Here is a 17,777-nt window from a genome sequence, read left to right as displayed (position 1 = left end):
AAAGAAGTTGAGTTGTTCATGTTAAAAAAGCTGTATCAAGACCCCTTAGTATTATTCGTAATATTTGGAGTGATAGTGTTTTCACTCTATAGCTATTTACAGCAAGCCTCTGAAGTTCCCATAGAACTCAGCGAAAACAACAGAACTTTATTTGTTAAACAACTAGAATTACTAACAGGCAGAGCTGCTACTCCTGAAGATATTGCCAAGATAGAAAAAACTTATATTCAAGAAGAAGTGTTATTTCGAGAAGCCCTAGCAGCTGGACTGCACCTATCTAACTCAGAGATACGAGAAACCTTGGTAGAAGAAATGCGCTTACAAGCCACTGGCGAATTGTCAGAACCAAGTGAAAAAGATTTAGTTCCATATTACCTAAAGCATATTAAACGTTATGTTATTGAGCCGTCTTTAAGCTTTCAGCATGTGTTTTTTGAACAACAACCTGAAGCAGACATATTAGATAAGTTAAGTGCCGGTGAGACTGTGACAGGCGATGAGTTTTGGCGGGGCAGAACCCTCCCTAACTACGGAATTAGCATGATAAGAGGCATGTTCGGACAGTCTTTTTTAGAAACCTTAGAATCTGCTGCTACCGATGAGTGGTATGGGCCTGAGCAATCATTATTTGGTTGGCATTTTGTAAAAGTCACAGCAAGCCGTCCATCTATGCCTCTCACCTATGAACAAGCTCAAATGCAAGTTAGAAACGACTATACAGTGGATATTCTAGAGACATCTGTGGAAGATTTTATTAAAAATTTAGACGACAAATATAAGATCATCCGCCATGTTAATTAAGCCAAAATCACGGTTACTGCAGCAGCTAGGCTTCATTAGTTTATTGCTTTGTTTACAAATAGGTATCGCCAAAGCAGACGTATTTAATAGTGCAGATTTTCGCATTACTCAAGAGGAGCATGGAGAGGATAATCAATACACCTTTATTGCCCAATTACCTTCAGAAGTGGTCAGCAGTACCGAGATTATCCTGCCTTATGGCTGTGAACTAGAACAATTTAAGCGCCAATCCTTAGCATACAAATCTCAACTAAGTTACCAATTTGTCTGCGCTAGTGGGCTAAGTGCGGATGCTGAAATTGTGACCCCTTGGTATATAGATGGCGCTAAACTTTATTCAAGTCTTACGGCAAGTAATGAGCCCATCACACTTAAACGAAGCCTTAATACAGTGGTGATCCCCCTATCAAATAAAGAGCAAGCCCCCTTAACCAGACTACAAACAGTTCAGCGCTATTTATGGCAAGGCATGCTACATATTTGGTTTGGCTGGGATCACTTGGCCTTTGTATTGTGCTTATGTTTATTGGCTACTGGCCCACGTCTATTTAGCCTAATTACGACCTTTACCATAGGCCACTCAATCACCTTAGCTTTAGCACACTATCAACTGCTCTCTGTGCCCATTGCTCCTGTTGAGGTACTCATTGCATTTTCAATTATGTTAATGGCTAAAGAGGCCTTAGTACGCTCTTCACAAACTAATACTAGACTAGGTACTAGCTCTATTTTAATCGTCACTTTATTTGGGCTAATTCATGGGCTCGGCTTTGCTAGCGCCTTATCTGAATTAGGTATGCCAGCAAACCAAGCTGGATTAGCCTTGTTGTTTTTCAATCTAGGTGTTGAAGTCGGCCAAGTGATATTTATTGCGGTGCTGTTAGTATTAGCTAAACAGTTTACAACCTTTAATTTTAGTCAGATAGTACGCACAGCTTCACTTTACTTAGTGGGAACTTTAGGTGCATTCTGGGCAGTTGAACGTTTAGTCGGTTTCAATTTCGGACAGCTCGCTTAGTGTTTCCAACTTATGAATAATCTGTTGGAATTGGCACTGTTGCGCATAGTCTCTAAGCAATGGGTAAACACCATCAGGAAAGGTATATTCTTGATTGATTTTATTTAACTTACTAGTAAAGCCCGACAAATAGCCAATTTCAGCCATGACTTTCAAGGCATTATATTGATTTTTACCTGTTAGTAATTTATCAGAGTTCTCTACGTGAACATCTGGATTTAGCTCATCTTCGTCATATACCCAAGTTAACTTTAACCAATGCCCCACCTTGTCTAAAAGAGCATTAATAACAAATGGCTTCACTAAATAGTCATTGTGTTGACCCATAGCAGTATTGGAGACCTCTAAGTCTCTTACATTGGCAGAAACAATAATGATGGGCTGCTTAAAATTAGCGTCTCTCATCTGTTTCGCTGCTTGCCAGCCATTCACATCAGGCATCTTCAAATCTAACAAGATCAGATCAATGTTATGGTGATGCAAAACCGCCATAGCACTAAACGCAGAGTCAGCGCTCATCACTTTAAAGCCAACAGGGGTCATAATATCTCGTACAAGATCTCGTTGCCCCACTTCATCATCTACCACTAGTATGGTTTTTTGAGGGCCTTGAAATTCTTTAATAGACTTTTCTGAAATGCTCTCTTTGGTTACATGGGAAATTTTCGGTAAAAACAAGCTAAGTTTAAAACAGCTACCTTTACCCAATTCACTGGAAACTGAAATATCTCCTCCCATTAACTCTGTTAACCCTCTTGAAATTGTTAATCCAAGTCCAGTTCCTGATGTGGTGCTTTCAACCGCAGATACTCGTTCAAAGGGTTTAAATATTTGTTCTTGATCTTGTTCTGAAATACCCGGACCAGTGTCAGTGATGGTAAAATAGCCCACTTCATTTTTATAGCGCATACCTAATTGAATACTGCCTTGTTGCGTAAACTTAATGGCATTAGAAATCAGATTAATAAGCACTTGTCGCAACCTTTGCTTATCCACAATCACATAATCTGGTACATATGCCGGAAAGTCAGATTGAAACTCTAATCCTTTGGATACTGCTTGCAGTTTAAACATATTGACTAATTGTTCGAGTAACGGGCGAAGCTGCACTTCATCTCGATGTACATAGAGTCTACCTGCTTCAATTTTAGAGACCTCTAATACCCCTTCAATTAAATCTCCTAAATGCTCGCCATTTCGCTTCATAGTTTTGATTGCCAAACTGGTATCTGGGCTCAAGGTGTTATCTTTTGAGAGCAACTGGGCATACCCCAAAAGTACATTTAGAGGAGTCCGTAATTCATGGCTTAAGCCTGCTAAATATCGGCTTTTTGCTTGGCTAGAAGACTCGGCGGTTTCTATGGCAAGTTGATACGCTTTACTGGTTTTTTCGTGGGCGGTCACTTCAACTGCAAGAGCTGAGGTTTGCTCTCTCAATTCTTTAAGAGCCGAGCGAGTGCTAGTACGAGCTAAAGTAAATAACCAACTAATGACCCCCACAATAATTAAAATAAAAAAGAATATTTTCATTAATAATGAAGTGAAAATAGCATCTAATTCAGCGCTGTCTAATGGCATTTGTTTGTAAATTAAAAACAGTACAGCAGCAATAACACTACTCAACAACAAGGTTAAAAACGCCCACTGAGCTACTGAGTTTGACAATAACTGGGTGGTTTTTTCACTGAAAAAATTACGACAAACGGACCTAACCTGAGCCGAAAAGGTGCCTTTCTCACGGCATTTATCACCACATCTAACATCTAGAGAACAACACAGTGAACAAATGGGCCGGCCATAAGCAGGGCAAAAAGCCATATCTTCGGAATCAAATTCGTTTTCACAGCTAAAACAGGTTTGTTCAGCTGACATTTCATTGATAACAATTTCATCTGTGTCTGCAACTAAATAATATTTACCTTTGGTAATAAAACCTATGATAGGTACCGTTATAAAAGGGATAACAAAGGCCAAATATGATCCCAAGGCTTGTGCAAGTTCGCCAAACATTCCGCCGTGGGCACAAAAGCCAGCTACAGAAGCAATTACCATTGAAAGTATGCCAACAGGGTTAATATCATAGAGTTTCGAGCGCCTAAACTCTATATGGGGCGGACTTAAGCCTAATGGTTTGTTAATTATCAAATCTGCGGCAACTGAGCTCAACCAAGCAAGCACCAACACAGAGTATATTTGCAACATGCTTTCAATAGTTTGATATACCCCCAACTCCATAAGCAGTAGAGCAATCAGGATATTAAACACCATCCACACCACGCGCCCAGGGTGATGATGGGTCAAGCGACTAAAAAAATTAGACCAAGCTAAAGAACCTGCGTAGGCATTCGCTACATTAATTTTTAATTGGGACAAAATCACAAAAACTGCAGCCACCGCAATACTTAAAGTCTCATTACTAAAAATATAACCAAAAGCGATTTGATACATATGGGCCGGGTCATTCGCTAAGCTTCTGTCAACTCCTTGTTGCAATGCAAAATAAGCTAAAAACGAGCCTAGAAACAATTTAGCGGCACCAAAAATCACCCAGCCAGGACCAGCAAAAACAACGGCAGTCCACCACTTTACAGGTTTTGCACCGTCTGCAGTCGAGGGCAAAAAGCGCAAAAAATCAACCTGTTCACCTATCTGTGCCACCAGCGACAACAAGACTGCTGAAGCCGCTCCAAACAGCAGAATATTAAACTCTCCTCCATTTTCAGCAGCATCACCCGCAAAAGTGATCCACTCTTTAAAATTACTTTCAGGGTGATTAAAAACATACAGTAAGGGGATAAGCTGCAGTACTATCCAAATAAATTGTGACCACACTTGAAAACGACTGATATTGGTAATGCCATGGGAGGCCAGAGGAATAACAACTAACGCACTAACGGCATAACCGAATGACAAGGGAATATCTAACCACAACAGTAAGGCCATAGCCATAATGGCTGCTTCTAACGCAAAAAAGATAAAGGTAAAAGAAGCATAAATTAATGAGGTGATAGTAGAGCCTAAATATCCAAAGCCCGCCCCTCGACTTAATAGGTCGGCATCAACTCCGTACCGAGCAGCATAATAACTTATGGGTAATCCACTGATAAACACCACAATAACAAGGGCAAGAATTGCCCACGCAGCATTGGTAAATCCATAGTTAAGAGTAATAGCCCCGCCTATGGCTTCTAATACCATAAAAGAAACAATTCCTAGTGCTGTCACCGCAAGCCTAGAGTAAGACCATTTTCTAGCGCGCCTGGATGTGTATCGTAAAGCAAAGTCCTCAATCATTTCGTTGGCAACTAATTTTGTATAGATGCGCCTGCTCGTACGAGCATTACTTAACTGTTGCGGCGATTGGGTCATTTGTTGTTTAACTTTACTAATAGGTAACTCCACCTTAAACGGGATAAATATGAAACACCACACCCATTATTGCAGTTTAAAATTTACAACAATGTATAGCTATGGGGATAAGGCGATACACACCTACGTAATTTAACTCATGTCTTTTAGACTTTTATAACGTGATAATCCTACCATCAGCTAAGCACTAATCCATTTCCGTAGACTCTACGCTACCTTCCTGTAAGGAATTCATATGAAATTAAGAAAGTTTATTACCACAAGCAGTATCATTTTAAGCTCATTGTTTTATGGCGTCGCCCAAGGTGAAGAAGACACCATCAAGGTAGGCGTTTTACATTCATTATCTGGCACTATGGCCATCAGTGAAACCACCTTAAAAGATACAGTGTTGATGATGATTGCCGAGCAAAACAAAAAAGGCGGCTTACTGGGCAAAAAGCTTGAACCTGTAGTGGTTGACCCAGCTTCTAACTGGCCTTTGTTTGCTGAAAAAACCCGAGAGTTATTGGCTAAAGACAAGGTTGACGTTATTTTTGGATGCTGGACATCAGTGTCACGTAAATCCGCTTTACCTGTGCTTGAGGAGTTGAACGGCTTAATGTTTTACCCCGTTCAATACGAAGGTGAAGAATCGTCTAAAAATGTATTTTACACAGGCGCTGCGCCAAACCAGCAAGCTATACCTGCAGTTGATTACTTAATGAATGATATTGGTGCTACGCGCTGGGTGTTGGCAGGCACAGATTATGTTTATCCGCGGACCACAAATAAAATTCTAGAAGCTTACCTATTAGCTAAAGGCGTTAAAAAAGAAGACATAATGATTAATTACACGCCATTTGGTCACTCTGATTGGCAAGGTATAGTGTCTGATATTAAAAAGTTTGGCTCAGCTGGTAAAAAAACAGCTGTGGTATCAACGATCAACGGTGATGCAAATATTCCTTTTTATAAAGAATTGGGAAACCAAGGTATCTCGGCTGAAGATATTCCAGTTGTTGCTTTCTCTGTAGGTGAAGAAGAATTATCTGGTTTCGATACCACCCCTCTCGTTGGTCACTTAGCCGCTTGGAATTACTTTCAAAGTGTTGAGTCTGACGAAAACGACGAGTTCATCGAAAGCTGGCAAGAATACATTGGTGACGAAGATCGCGTGACTAACGACCCAATGGAAGCCACCTATATTGGTTTCCAAATGTGGGCTAAAGCGGTTGAAAAAGTAGGCACCACTGACGTTGATGAAGTTGAACAAGCCATGATAGGCGTTGCTGTGCCTAATTTAACAGGCGGTACGGCTGTGATGAATGCAAACCACCACTTGTCTAAACCTGTATTGATTGGAGAGATTCAAGAAGACGGTCAATTTGAAGTGGTGTGGGAAACGCCAGACACTGTAATTGGTGATGCTTGGTCTGATTACCTACCTAGTTCTAAAAACCTAATTTCTGATTGGACAGCGCCAGTAAACTGCGGCAACTTTGACGTGAAAACCGCTAAATGTTCAGGTCAAAACTTCTAAATTAGTATCGTTATTGGGAGGGTATTTGTGCGCCAAAGTAAGGCCCTTTAACTTGCACCTCCCACTTTTGTTTATGTTAAGTGGCCCATTACGTTTTATAAAGACTATTACTGTGCCGTGTGCTGCATTAACTCAAAGTCCCTGGTCGTTCAGCTCTTGTAACTTCTTAGTTTGAGCTGGACATTTTTATTTGGGGAAAGGAAAAATCATGGGCAGAATATTTTCATTATTATTTTTGTTGATCCTATCTAGTCAAGGTCATGCTTTGCAAACAGATAGCAGTTCAAGCACGGCTCTTACCCCCCTTTTAGAGCAGTTACCTAGCACTAAATTACGGGCTATGGGTCCACTTATCGAAAAAATAGCCCAAGTAAAAGATGTGAAAACCCGTCACATATTACAATTAATGTTGGATGGTGAGCTTTACTACATCAAGGCTAACAAGCAGTTAGTACAGGCTGTGAAAGCTGAAAACAGGCAATACCAATTAACGGATGCTTTAACGACTGAGCCTGTATCTGTCGTAAAAAAATCTAAAATATCTAAAGTAAAAACCAATAATAGATTACGCAGCAGCTTACGTAGTTTGATTGCTAAAATAGACCTAACAGATGACGATAAAGAGGTAAGACTGCAAGCGGTTAAACAGTTACTAGACTCCCCCACCAAAGCCTCTACTGCCACCATAAGTGAATTAATAGACAAAGAGCCTGACCAAGAAGTGCAAGAGCTTATGCAAGCGACTATGGCGTTGCAGCAACTCAGAGATGGTGAAATATCAGAGCAAATAACAGCCCTGAATACTTTGAGTGGCTCACTGCAACCAGCAGTTAAAAATACTATAGTCAACCTACTAAGTAACCTACAAGAAGGTGATTTAACAGAACAGCAAGCATCATTAAAATTAGCCTTGCAGCAAACCCTAGATAGCATAGAAAGCCAAGCTAGTTTTTATGGCTTTATTGAAAATATATTTTTTGGTTTGAGTCTTGGTTCAGTGTTATTGCTGGCAGCAATTGGGCTGGCCATTACCTTTGGTGTCATGGGGGTAATTAACATGGCCCACGGCGAAATGATCATGCTGGGTGCTTACACTACTTATGTAATTCAAATAGCGTTTCCATCCATTATTGAATATTCATTGTTGATTGCGGTACCCGCAGCCTTTTTGGTTTCTGGTTTAGTGGGAATTTTAATAGAGCGTGGCGTGATACGTTTTCTAAAAGGTAGGCCACTGGAAACCCTGCTTGCTACCTTTGGCATCAGTTTGATTTTACAGCAATTAGTACGCACTGTGTTTTCACCTTTAAATCGCCAAGTGATTAGCCCAGAGTGGATGAGTGGCTCATGGCAAATTAACCCCATATTCTCACTCACCTTTAACCGCTTATACATAATTTTGTTCTCGATTATGGTGTTTGTTTCACTGCTACTTATTTTGAAAAAGTCATCTTTGGGATTACACGTAAGAGCCGTATCACAAAACCGAGATATGGCACGGGCATTGAGTATTAAAAGTGACTGGGTAGACGCCATAACCTTTGGTCTTGGCTCTGGTATTGCGGGCATCGCTGGTGTGGTGCTCAGTCAGCTTACTAACGTTGGGCCTAATCTTGGTCAGGCATATATTATTGATTCGTTCCTAGTGGTGGTATTTGGCGGGGTAGGCAACTTATGGGGCACACTCGTAGCGGCCATGTCACTTGGGCTAACTAATAAGTTTTTAGAGCCTGTAACCGGTTCAGTGCTCGCTAATATTATTGTTTTAGTTGGCTTAGTGTTGTTTATTCAAAAAAGACCCAAAGGACTATTTCCACAGAAAGGGCGGGCGGCAGACTAATGACGACTCAGGTATCAGAATCAAATAAAACTAATTCCTTGTTTAGTAGCAAGAACCCACTGCACCTAACCATAGGTATATTGCTCATAACCACAGTGTTAGTGACCTTAGGTAACTTGCTCTTCCCTGAAGGTTCTGCACTTCATGTGAGTGACTATACGGTAAGCTTGTTAGGTAAATATTTATGCTACGCCCTATTAGCTCTAGCCGTTGACTTAGTGTGGGGTTACTGCGGTATTTTAAGCTTAGGACACGGCGCATTTTTTACTTTAGGTGGCTATGCCATGGGCATGTACCTAATGCGCCAAATTGGTGACCGTGGCGTATACGGCAATCCAGACTTACCGGATTTTATGGTGTTTTTGAATTGGACTGAGCTGCCTTGGTTTTGGGCGGGTTCAGATAGCGTATTGTGGATGGTCTGCATGGTGTTTTTAGGGCCCGGGTTATTGGCTTTCATATTTGGCAGCTTGGCATTTCGCTCACGCGTTAGTGGGGTGTATTTATCTATCATGACCCAAGCCATGACTTACGCCTTAATGTTGGCGTTTTTCCGCAACGAAATGGGCTTTGGTGGCAATAATGGGTTAACGGACTTTAAGGAAATCTTTGGGTTTTCATTACAATCCCCTAGCACCAAGTTAAGTTTGTTTATCGCTACTGCCATTGCGCTGGCCATAGCTTATGGAATCTGTCATTTCATTGTAAATTCAAAAATGGGCCGAGTGGTTACCGCCATACGAGATGCAGAGAGTCGCGTACGTTTTGTTGGTTACAAACCCGAGCACTACAAGGTCTGGATATTTGTGGTGTCTGCCATGTTAGCTGGATTAGCTGGCGCTTTATACGTACCCCAAGTTGGCATTATAAACCCGGGAGAGTTTTCACCTCTAAACTCCATCGAAATGGTGATTTGGGTAGCGGTAGGGGGCCGAAATTCACTATATGGGGCTATTATTGGCGCAGTATTGGTAAGTTATGCAAAGACCCGATTTACCGCCATTATGCCAGAGGCATGGCTGTTCGCCCTAGGTGGCCTATTTGTTTTGGTTACCTTACTTTTACCTAAAGGAATTGCGGGTTTATTACCCACTATAAAGCAAAGACTGATTACAAAAAAAGATGCTCCTGATACTCAGCAGAAAGGAGCAAAGCTATGAATACAGATAAAGCCGGTACGCCACTTACAGCAAGTGAAAATATCGTACCTGATACGCGCCACGGGGTGATCTTGTATGTTGAAGATGTCAACCTAAGCTTTGATGGTTTTAAAGCCCTAAACAACCTGAATTTATATATAAATGATGGTGAGTTGCGCTGCCTTATTGGCGCCAATGGCGCAGGTAAAACCACATTGATGGATGTGATCACCGGCAAAACACGCCCAGATTCAGGTAAGGTGAGCTTTGGACAGCAAGTTGACCTATTACAACTAGACGAGTCAGAGATTGCCAGAGCCGGTATTGGCCGTAAGTTTCAAAAGCCCACTGTGTTTGAAGAATTAACCGTATTTGAAAACATCGAATTAAGCCTTAAAGGCGACAAAGGTATTTGGACTGCACTATTTCATAAGCTAAGCGGTGAACAAAAAGACCGAATTGCAGAGATACTGCATACCATAGGCTTAGTTGCCGAGTGTCATTACCCAGCGGGTAGATTGTCTCACGGTCAAAAGCAGTGGTTAGAAATCGGTATGTTATTAGCGGCAGAGCCAAGAGTATTACTAGTAGATGAGCCTGTAGCAGGTATGACAGGTCAAGAAACCGAGCGCACTGCAGAATTACTCACTTCGTTAGCTGGTAAGCACTCGGTAATAGTGGTTGAGCACGATATGGCTTTTGTGCGCTCTATAGCCAGAAAAGTCTCGGTATTACACCAAGGTACCGTACTAGCAGAGGGAACAATGTCTGAAATTCAATCTAACCCAGATGTTATTAAGGTTTATCTTGGTGAGGAGCAAGGCTAATGATCACCTTAGAGTCAGTGAACCAAAAATACGGCGGCACCCAAATTTTGTGGGACTTAGACCTAGCCATCAAACCCGGCTCACGCACCTGTATTATGGGCCGCAATGGTGTAGGTAAAACGACTTTACTTAAAACCATATTGGGGCTTTTGCCCATAAGCTCTGGCAAACTGAGCTATGGCAGCCAAGACATTAGTAAAAGCTCTGTGGAGCTTCGCCCTGAAATTGGCATAGGCTATGTGCCTCAAGGTAGGCATATATTTCCCCAGTTAACCGTTGCAGAAAACCTAACCGTTAGCCTCAACTGCAAACGTCAAACCAGCAAAACGATTCCCGAGCATATTTTTGAATTGTTTCCGGTATTAAAAGAAATGCTGCACAGGCGAGGTGGTGATTTATCTGGCGGTCAACAGCAGCAACTAGCTATTGGCCGAGCCTTAGTATTAAACCCTGAGGTACTGATTTTAGATGAACCCAATGAAGGTATTCAGCCCAACATAGTGCAGTTAATTCGTGACGTATTATTAAAACTAAACAAAGAGCAAGGAATGACCATTATTTTGGTTGAACAAAAGTTGCCTTTTGCACGGGCGGTGGGCGAAGAATTTGTGCTGATGGAAAAAGGCCAAGTGATTTCATCTGGCCCAATGGCAGACTTAACTGACCAACTGGTCAGTAAATATTTGGCAGTTTAATAAAATCCCTTTAGTATAAGATGCATTATCAATAGGTTCGTAATTAGGTAAACCATGACCGCAGCTCCATTAGCCGGTATGAAAAATCAATGGTTAGCAAGCTTGGATCTGCAATTGGGGTATTCCAGTCATGGGACTCAATTGACACGAACCAAGCGCTCTGGCCCCTTAACTATCCAAAAGGCGTTTTATCCAGAAGGCAGAGACTGTGCCCATTTGTATTTGCTGCATCCTCCTGCAGGTATTGTGTCCGGTGATAAATTAACAGTTGGGATAGATGTACAAGACCAAGCCCACGGGCTTGTTACCACCCCTGGGGCTAATCGTTTTTACAGAGCTCGTACTGATTTATCAATTGGTGATCCTAAGCAGACTCAAGTGACTAACATTACCCTTGGCGATAGGGCTAAATGCGAGCATTTCCCCCTAGAAACCATTGTTTATAACCAAGCTGATGGCATTAATAACGTTGAAGTCAAACTGCAAAAAAATAGTATGTACTGTGGCTGGGACATGACCTGCTTAGGTTTGCCTAGCTCGTCAGAAGCCTTTACAGGTGGCAGCTTTACCCAGTTAAACACCTTGTATTGTGATGATACTTTGCTGTACCACGACAGAGTGAAAATAGAACCCAGTAGTAAGATACAGCAACATGATGCAGGCTTAGCTAACAATACGGTATTTGGTACATTTTTAGCCTATGCCAGTGATGAGCAAGTCCCTCACGCTAAGCGCACTGAGTTAATTGGGCAGCTAAGAGACTTAGTAGACACCCACAATGCCAGCGCACTGATTAGTATTACCGATATTCGCCAATTATTGGTGATACGTTATCTGGGACAACAAGCTCACCAATGCAAAGATTTATTTATTGAACTGTGGGCACTTATTCGGCCCATTTATATCGAAAAACAAGCTATTCAGCCTAGAATTTGGTTTACATAAAAGGTAAGTTTTTATTGCCTCCAAGTCATAACTGTAGAGATCACCATGGATTTATTACCAAGAGAAAAAGACAAACTACTATTGTTTACCGCGGCTTTACTGGCGGAGCGTCGCCTAAAGCGCGGTGTTAAGCTTAATTACCCTGAAGCCATGGCGTATATTTCTATGGAAATTATGGAAGGGGCGCGAGACGGCAAAACCGTAGCCGAAATGATGGACTATGGCCGCACTTTGTTAACCCGCGACCAAGTCATGCAAGGCATTCCTGAGATGCTAGCAGAAGTGCAAGTTGAAGCTACTTTCCCCGATGGTACTAAGTTAGTCACAGTACATAACCCTATTGTTTAACAGAGGCCACTAAGATGATCCCAGGCGAAATTAAAACCGATGCAGGCGAGCGTTTACTAAATGTTGGCCGCGAGCAAATTACCGTGACCGTAGCCAACTCTGGCGACCGCCCCATTCAAGTAGGCTCTCACTATCACTTTTATGAAACCAATGCTGCCCTTACCTTTGACCGCGAAAAGTGCAAAGGTTATCGCTTAGATATAACCTCGGGCACAGCAGTACGTTTTGAGCCAGGCCAGGAGCGCGAAGTGACACTTGTACCTTTTGCAGGTAAACGCCGGGTTTATGGGTTTAGAGCCTTAGTCCAAGGAGAATTATAATTATGGCCAGTATTGATAAACACGCTTACGCTCATATGTTTGGCCCCACAGTAGGTGACCGAGTACGTTTAGCAGACACAGACCTATGGCTTGAAGTAGAAGAAGACGCCACAGTATACGGTGAAGAGGTCAAATTTGGTGGCGGTAAAGTTATTCGTGACGGCATGGGGCAAAGTCAGGCGTCATGCCACGATACCCCAGATGTGGTGATCACCAATGCTTTAATTTTAGACCACTGGGGCATAGTCAAAGCCGACATAGGCATAAAAGATGGCCGCATTGCGCAAATTGGTAAAGCCGGTAACCCAGACATTCAAGATGGCATTGATATTGAAGTAGGCCCAGGTACCGAAGTCATAGCCGGTGAAGGGCAAATTCTTACGGCTGGTGGAATAGACGCGCACATTCACTTTATTTGCCCCCAGCAAATAGACGAAGCGCTAATGTCGGGAGTAACTACCATGATAGGTGGCGGCACGGGGCCAGCAACTGGTACTAACGCCACAACCTGTACACCGGGGCCGTGGAATATCCACAAAATGCTGCAGGCCACTAACGATTTCCCCATGAATTTTGGCTTTTTAGGTAAAGGTAACGCCAGTTTGCCACTTGCAATAGAAGAGCAAATTGAAGCCGGTGTGTGCGGCTTAAAACTCCACGAAGACTGGGGTACTACACCAGCTGCCATAGATAACTGCCTGTCGGTAGCCGAGCGATATGATGTACAAATAGCGATTCATACCGACACCCTAAACGAGTCTGGCTTTGTTGAAGATACAATAGGCGCCTTTAAAGGCCGCACTATTCACACTTATCACACAGAAGGCGCAGGTGGCGGTCACTCGCCAGATATTATACGTGCCTGTGGTGAGGCCAATGTATTGCCATCATCAACTAACCCGACACGCCCTTATACGATTAACACCATAGACGAGCATTTAGACATGTTGATGGTGTGCCATCACTTGGACCCGTCTATCCCTGAAGACATCGCCTTTGCTGACTCTCGTATTCGTAAAGAAAGTATTGCCGCCGAAGACATCATGCATGACTTAGGGGCGATTAGTATGATTGCCTCAGACTCACAAGCCATGGGCCGTGTGGGCGAAATGATTACTCGTACTTGGCAAACCGCCCATAAAATGAAGCAACAGCGGGGGCCACTTGCACCAGACACCGAGCGCAACGACAACTTTAGAATTAAGCGTTACATTGCTAAATACACCATCAACCCCGCCATTAGTCACGGTATTAGCCACGAAGTAGGTTCGGTTGAAGTGGGTAAACTAGCGGACCTAGTGTTATGGAAACCTGCATTTTTTGGTATTAAACCTGCGATGATCATCAAAGGCGGATTTATTGCTGCAGCGCCTATGGGCGACGCCAATGCATCTATCCCAACACCGCAGCCTGTTTATTACCGCCCTATGTTTGGCTCCTATGGTTCGGCCTCAGCTAAAACCTCAATGACCTTTATGTCTAAAGCGTCTATCGAGCTGGGCGTGCCAGACAAAATAGGTATGACCCGTTTAGTCGGAGAATGTAAAAACACCCGTAATGTGGGTAAAGACGACATGATCCACAATAACTGGCAGCCAAAAATCGAAGTAGATGCACAAACCTATGAAGTGCGGGCCAATGGTGAGCTACTTACCTGTGAACCTGCCACCGAATTACCGTTAGCACAGCGATACACACTGTTTTAATTGTGCGGCACATTAGATTTTGTTTTTTTAAAGATAAGAAACAGATTAGAAATACTAGGAATTAACTAAAACATGTTACAAGCATTTGAGCGCCTTTCGCACACCCATGACCCGATAGATGATTCTATTACCTTGGATCAAGACACCCGCAAAAAGGCGCGTATCAAAACCACCACAGACAAAGGTCAAGCTTTGGGAATATTCATGGAGCGCGGCCACCCTTTGCTGATAGGTGAAGTGGTAAAAACCGAATGCGGGCAATTAATAGAAGTAAAAGGCCAAGAAGAAGAGGTATCAACCGCCATTGCCAGTGACTGGATGAGCTTTAGCCGCGTATGTTATCACTTAGGTAACCGCCATACTTCGTTGCAGATAGGTGAAAAGTGGGTGCGCTTTAAGCCCGATTACGTGCTAGAAGAACTAGCCGAAAATTATGGCCTTACCATAGACAAAACCCCAGCCATATTTGAGCCAGAGAATGGCGCCTATGGGAAAAGCGCCCATGGTCATTCTCACGGGCATGGTCACTCCCACGACCATTCTCATGATTAAAGCCACAGCCATGAAATCGCAAAATCAAAACCCTTTGCAACTTAATCGCTTGTTGCAATTGTGCAGCGCTAACCTACCTGTAGGCGGGTTTTCGTTTTCTCAAGGGTTAGAATACGCAGTAGAAATGGGGTGGGTAACAACAGCAGAAGCAACTAAAGACTGGGTGAGCTTTAATTTAGCTCAGTCTATAGCCAATACTGATTTGGTTTTGTTAAACCGCTTATACAAAAGCTTAGACGACCATGATTTACAGGCATTTATGGGCTGGGACCAACATTTGTTAGCTTGCCGCGAAAGTAACGAGCTGCTATTGGCCGATGTCGCCATGGGCAAAGCCTTAATGCGCCTGTTAAAAGATTTACAGACCATAGACACCTCGCCCTACATAGATTTAATTACTCAAAAAGAGATTAGCTTTGTGAGTGCCTTTGCCTTAGGGGCTTATTTATTTGGCCTTGATATGAGGTCGGCACAAAGTGGCTTTTGCTGGGCGTATATAGATAACCAAGTTGCTGCAGCCACTAAGCTTGTGCCCCTTGGGCAAACTCAAGCTCAAAACCTATTATTTGCAATAACCGAACAAGTAGAGCAAGCAATAGAGCAGGCTAACCAACTTGATGACCAAGATATAGGCGCAAGCTTACCCAGATTAGCTATGGCCAGTGCTTGGCACGAAACCCAATACACACGTTTGTTTCGTTCTTAATAAAACGAGCAGACCAATAAGATAAATAGAAAAGAAGTGAACTATGAAAAAAAATAAACAAGTTTTACGCATTGGCGTTGGCGGCCCAGTTGGCTCAGGTAAAACAGCATTACTCCGTATGCTATGCCTTGAACTACGTGATAAATACGACATGGCCGTAGTGACAAACGATATCTATACCCGTGAAGATGCCGAATTTTTAACTCGCAACGATGCCCTAGCCGCAGACCGTATTTTAGGGGTAGAAACAGGCGGTTGCCCCCATACAGCCATCCGCGAAGACGCATCAATGAATTTAGCTGCTATAGACGACTTACAAGAACGTCACCCAGACTTAGACTTTGTTTTAGTAGAGAGCGGCGGCGACAATCTAAGTGCCACCTTTAGCCCAGAACTTTCTGACCTAACCTTATACGTGATAGACGTATCTGCGGGGGATAAAATCCCTCGTAAAGGTGGCCCAGGTATCACCAAGTCTGACTTACTAATAATCAATAAAATAGACGTAGCAGAGCTAGTGGGCGCATCATTAGAAGTCATGGACAGAGACGCCAAAAAAATGCGTGGCGACCGCCCTTTTGTTTTTAGTAATATGAAAACCAAGCAAGGCTTAGACGAGATCATTCAATTTATTGAAAAAGAAGGCATGCTACAAATTGAGAGTGAAGGCTAAGCTTAAACAGGCTATGCCCAGCAACCCAATATATGTCAATATACCCATATACAGAATTAACACTTTATAGGAACCAATTATGAAATATTTATTCACCTTACTATGCCTTTTTGCAACGAGTGCGATGGCACATGAAGACCACGCCCTAAACGATACTTTTCATATCGCCTACCACATTGTTTTTTGGAGCTTATTTGCTTTAGTGGCTTATAAAGGTGTGATGTGGTTTAAGGCCAAAAGACAGTCTAAGAATAAGTAATCTTTAACGGCTATGCCGTTGCAAAAATAGCCTCGCTACATATAAAGGCATCGCGTTGCGATGGTGCATGTACTCCGTACACAGGGTATCGCTACGCGATGGGGCATGCACTTCGTTTACTTATGCGCTGCGCTTACTTTTATTCGCTTCGCGACAGAGCATTCACTTCGTTCACCGCAATCTCGGTAACTGCTCCCTGCGTTACCCTACCTTCCGCCATCCTTGGCGGTCGCATGCGGATTTTGATAAAGCGTCCCTGCTTTACCAGTCCCTTTTGGAAAAGACCCAAAAGAGACGAAAAGGTCTCTTGCTCCAGACAAATCCCTTTCCATAAAATATTCGGCTTTAATGTCAGAACAGCAATAAGCCGAACGTTTTTCATTCATGATTTCAGTGATGTGTTGTAGAAAGGGAGATTTGTTCATGGGGCTTCCTTGCAATTTAATTTTNCAGATCGTGGACATTTTGGGGCATTTTCCCATTTAGCTTTTGCTTGATAGGTAAAAAACAGTTATAAAAGAATAACGTAGAGACCGAGTGAAAATAAGGTCTGAATTATATTGGACATAATGTCGTGTTTAAAAACGACATTATGTCGTCTAATAAATTGTTATGTGAAATATGCTCAAATTCCTCTCAGCATTTATTATGCTTCTTAGCGCAGAAGCTTTTACTCAAGATATTGAAATTGAAGTCGACGATTGTGGCCCCCTAGGCCGGGGAGAACTTGGTGTTGTATTCAGCTTAAAGCCACATGGATCTGGGGTTTCATACTTTGCTAAAGGGCCGGCAATGGAAGTTTGTATGAACTTAACTAGGGCGAAGCGTGTTATAGGTTACGAAGAGCCGTATTGTAAGAATTACCAACCAGTTCATCCTCAAGAATGTAGCTATATAAAGGTATTTGTTATTAAGGATTACATTTTTGAGTAAATCACATAACAAGCCGCAGCAATCGCTCCCGATGGTCGCTGGGACAGCCAAAACGCTACGCTTATTTGTCTGCCCCTGTGCGGGGCGTTGAGGCTGTAGAAAAAGCCTAAGATAGTTTGTTTTT

The 17,777-nt window shown here is 42.7% G+C and carries 17 protein-coding genes; 16 read left to right on the top strand and 1 reads right to left on the bottom strand.

Annotated elements, in window-relative coordinates:
* Nucleotides 1–18: 18 nt before the first annotated feature.
* Together EOK74_RS05570 and EOK74_RS05565 are read left to right on the top strand one after the other, a co-directional pair.
* The gene (locus tag EOK74_RS05570) at nucleotides 19–801 is read left to right on the top strand and encodes a peptidyl-prolyl cis-trans isomerase (protein ID WP_133468941.1); all 783 of its coding nucleotides are present in this window, start codon (nucleotides 19–21) and stop codon (nucleotides 799–801) included.
* Entirely contained in the window at nucleotides 791–1,819 is a 1,029-nt protein-coding gene (locus EOK74_RS05565; protein ID WP_133468940.1) for a HupE/UreJ family protein, read from the top strand. The genes EOK74_RS05570 and EOK74_RS05565 overlap by 11 nt, the downstream gene beginning before the upstream one ends.
* Here the strand turns inward: EOK74_RS05565 and EOK74_RS05560 are convergent.
* Nucleotides 1,787–5,188 (bottom strand): ATP-binding protein, encoded by a 3,402-nt coding sequence (locus tag EOK74_RS05560; RefSeq protein ID WP_239024026.1) that lies wholly within the window; start codon nucleotides 5,186–5,188, stop codon nucleotides 1,787–1,789. The genes EOK74_RS05565 and EOK74_RS05560 overlap by 33 nt on opposite strands.
* Nucleotides 5,189–5,423: 235 nt before the next feature.
* Here EOK74_RS05560 and urtA point away from each other — a divergent pair, with 235 nt between their 5' ends.
* From urtA to EOK74_RS05485, 14 genes are all read left to right on the top strand, one after another.
* Nucleotides 5,424–6,710, top strand: a complete 1,287-nt coding sequence (gene urtA, locus EOK74_RS05555; RefSeq protein ID WP_133468939.1) for an urea ABC transporter substrate-binding protein — start codon at nucleotides 5,424–5,426, stop codon at nucleotides 6,708–6,710.
* A 208-nt stretch (nucleotides 6,711–6,918) separates the two neighbouring features.
* Complete coding sequence (gene urtB, locus EOK74_RS05550) at nucleotides 6,919–8,550, top strand: urea ABC transporter permease subunit UrtB (RefSeq protein WP_133468938.1); 1,632 nt, start codon at nucleotides 6,919–6,921, stop codon at nucleotides 8,548–8,550.
* An 80-nt stretch (nucleotides 8,551–8,630) separates the two neighbouring features.
* The gene (gene urtC, locus EOK74_RS05545; protein WP_133468960.1) at nucleotides 8,631–9,710 is read left to right on the top strand and encodes an urea ABC transporter permease subunit UrtC; all 1,080 of its coding nucleotides are present in this window, start codon (nucleotides 8,631–8,633) and stop codon (nucleotides 9,708–9,710) included.
* Nucleotides 9,707–10,516 (top strand): urea ABC transporter ATP-binding protein UrtD, encoded by an 810-nt coding sequence (urtD, locus tag EOK74_RS05540; RefSeq protein ID WP_133468937.1) that lies wholly within the window; start codon nucleotides 9,707–9,709, stop codon nucleotides 10,514–10,516. Before urtC ends, urtD begins: the two co-directional genes overlap by 4 nt.
* Nucleotides 10,516–11,211 (top strand): urea ABC transporter ATP-binding subunit UrtE, encoded by a 696-nt coding sequence (gene urtE, locus EOK74_RS05535; RefSeq protein ID WP_133468936.1) that lies wholly within the window; start codon nucleotides 10,516–10,518, stop codon nucleotides 11,209–11,211. Before urtD ends, urtE begins: the two co-directional genes overlap by 1 nt.
* A 54-nt stretch (nucleotides 11,212–11,265) precedes the next feature.
* Nucleotides 11,266–12,156, top strand: a complete 891-nt coding sequence (locus EOK74_RS05530) for an urease accessory protein UreD (RefSeq protein WP_133468935.1) — start codon at nucleotides 11,266–11,268, stop codon at nucleotides 12,154–12,156.
* Between the two features lie 45 nt (nucleotides 12,157–12,201).
* A complete protein-coding gene (gene ureA, locus EOK74_RS05525; protein WP_133468934.1) occupies nucleotides 12,202–12,504 on the top strand; it encodes an urease subunit gamma in 303 nt (100 codons plus the stop codon).
* Between the two features lie 14 nt (nucleotides 12,505–12,518).
* Nucleotides 12,519–12,824: an urease subunit beta gene (locus tag EOK74_RS05520; protein WP_133468933.1), complete on the top strand. Its 306-nt coding sequence runs from the start codon at nucleotides 12,519–12,521 to the stop codon at nucleotides 12,822–12,824.
* A 2-nt stretch (nucleotides 12,825–12,826) separates the two neighbouring features.
* Nucleotides 12,827–14,530: an urease subunit alpha gene (gene ureC, locus EOK74_RS05515; RefSeq protein ID WP_133468932.1), complete on the top strand. Its 1,704-nt coding sequence runs from the start codon at nucleotides 12,827–12,829 to the stop codon at nucleotides 14,528–14,530.
* Between the two features lie 72 nt (nucleotides 14,531–14,602).
* Nucleotides 14,603–15,082, top strand: a complete 480-nt coding sequence (gene ureE / locus EOK74_RS05510) for an urease accessory protein UreE (protein WP_133468931.1) — start codon at nucleotides 14,603–14,605, stop codon at nucleotides 15,080–15,082.
* Nucleotides 15,033–15,788: an urease accessory protein UreF gene (locus tag EOK74_RS05505; RefSeq protein WP_239024024.1), complete on the top strand. Its 756-nt coding sequence runs from the start codon at nucleotides 15,033–15,035 to the stop codon at nucleotides 15,786–15,788. Before ureE ends, EOK74_RS05505 begins: the two co-directional genes overlap by 50 nt.
* 43 nt (nucleotides 15,789–15,831) lie before the next feature.
* Nucleotides 15,832–16,461 (top strand): urease accessory protein UreG, encoded by a 630-nt coding sequence (gene ureG, locus EOK74_RS05500; RefSeq protein ID WP_133468929.1) that lies wholly within the window; start codon nucleotides 15,832–15,834, stop codon nucleotides 16,459–16,461.
* A gap of 79 nt (nucleotides 16,462–16,540) precedes the next feature.
* On the top strand, nucleotides 16,541–16,720 hold the full coding sequence (locus tag EOK74_RS05495) for a hypothetical protein (protein WP_133468928.1): 180 nt from the start codon (nucleotides 16,541–16,543) through the stop codon (nucleotides 16,718–16,720).
* Nucleotides 16,721–17,368: 648 nt separating this feature from the next.
* Nucleotides 17,369–17,653, top strand: a complete 285-nt coding sequence (locus EOK74_RS05485) for a hypothetical protein (protein ID WP_133468926.1) — start codon at nucleotides 17,369–17,371, stop codon at nucleotides 17,651–17,653.
* Nucleotides 17,654–17,777: the final 124 nt, after the last annotated feature.

Origin of the sequence: Paraglaciecola marina (assembly GCF_004360155.1) — a bacterium.
Lineage (GTDB): Bacteria > Pseudomonadota > Gammaproteobacteria > Enterobacterales > Alteromonadaceae > Paraglaciecola > Paraglaciecola marina.
Note: the sequence above shows the minus strand (reverse complement) of the source record. Positions and strands in the feature narration are given on the sequence as shown.

What these genes read in the sequence shown, in the direction of transcription:
- EOK74_RS05570 (WP_133468941.1), top strand. Translation starts at nt 19, where the DNA reads ATGTTAAAAAAGCTGTATCAAGACCCCTTAGTATTATTCGTAATATTT.
- EOK74_RS05565 (WP_133468940.1), top strand. Translation starts at nt 791, where the DNA reads ATGTTAATTAAGCCAAAATCACGGTTACTGCAGCAGCTAGGCTTCATT.
- EOK74_RS05560 (WP_239024026.1), bottom strand. Translation starts at nt 5,188, where the DNA reads ATGACCCAATCGCCGCAACAGTTAAGTAATGCTCGTACGAGCAGGCGC.
- urtA (WP_133468939.1), top strand. Translation starts at nt 5,424, where the DNA reads ATGAAATTAAGAAAGTTTATTACCACAAGCAGTATCATTTTAAGCTCA.
- urtB (WP_133468938.1), top strand. Translation starts at nt 6,919, where the DNA reads ATGGGCAGAATATTTTCATTATTATTTTTGTTGATCCTATCTAGTCAA.
- urtD (WP_133468937.1), top strand. Translation starts at nt 9,707, where the DNA reads ATGAATACAGATAAAGCCGGTACGCCACTTACAGCAAGTGAAAATATC.
- urtE (WP_133468936.1), top strand. Translation starts at nt 10,516, where the DNA reads ATGATCACCTTAGAGTCAGTGAACCAAAAATACGGCGGCACCCAAATT.
- EOK74_RS05530 (WP_133468935.1), top strand. Translation starts at nt 11,266, where the DNA reads ATGACCGCAGCTCCATTAGCCGGTATGAAAAATCAATGGTTAGCAAGC.
- ureA (WP_133468934.1), top strand. Translation starts at nt 12,202, where the DNA reads ATGGATTTATTACCAAGAGAAAAAGACAAACTACTATTGTTTACCGCG.
- EOK74_RS05520 (WP_133468933.1), top strand. Translation starts at nt 12,519, where the DNA reads ATGATCCCAGGCGAAATTAAAACCGATGCAGGCGAGCGTTTACTAAAT.
- ureC (WP_133468932.1), top strand. Translation starts at nt 12,827, where the DNA reads ATGGCCAGTATTGATAAACACGCTTACGCTCATATGTTTGGCCCCACA.
- ureE (WP_133468931.1), top strand. Translation starts at nt 14,603, where the DNA reads ATGTTACAAGCATTTGAGCGCCTTTCGCACACCCATGACCCGATAGAT.
- EOK74_RS05505 (WP_239024024.1), top strand. Translation starts at nt 15,033, where the DNA reads ATGGTCATTCTCACGGGCATGGTCACTCCCACGACCATTCTCATGATT.
- ureG (WP_133468929.1), top strand. Translation starts at nt 15,832, where the DNA reads ATGAAAAAAAATAAACAAGTTTTACGCATTGGCGTTGGCGGCCCAGTT.
- EOK74_RS05495 (WP_133468928.1), top strand. Translation starts at nt 16,541, where the DNA reads ATGAAATATTTATTCACCTTACTATGCCTTTTTGCAACGAGTGCGATG.
- EOK74_RS05485 (WP_133468926.1), top strand. Translation starts at nt 17,369, where the DNA reads ATGCTTCTTAGCGCAGAAGCTTTTACTCAAGATATTGAAATTGAAGTC.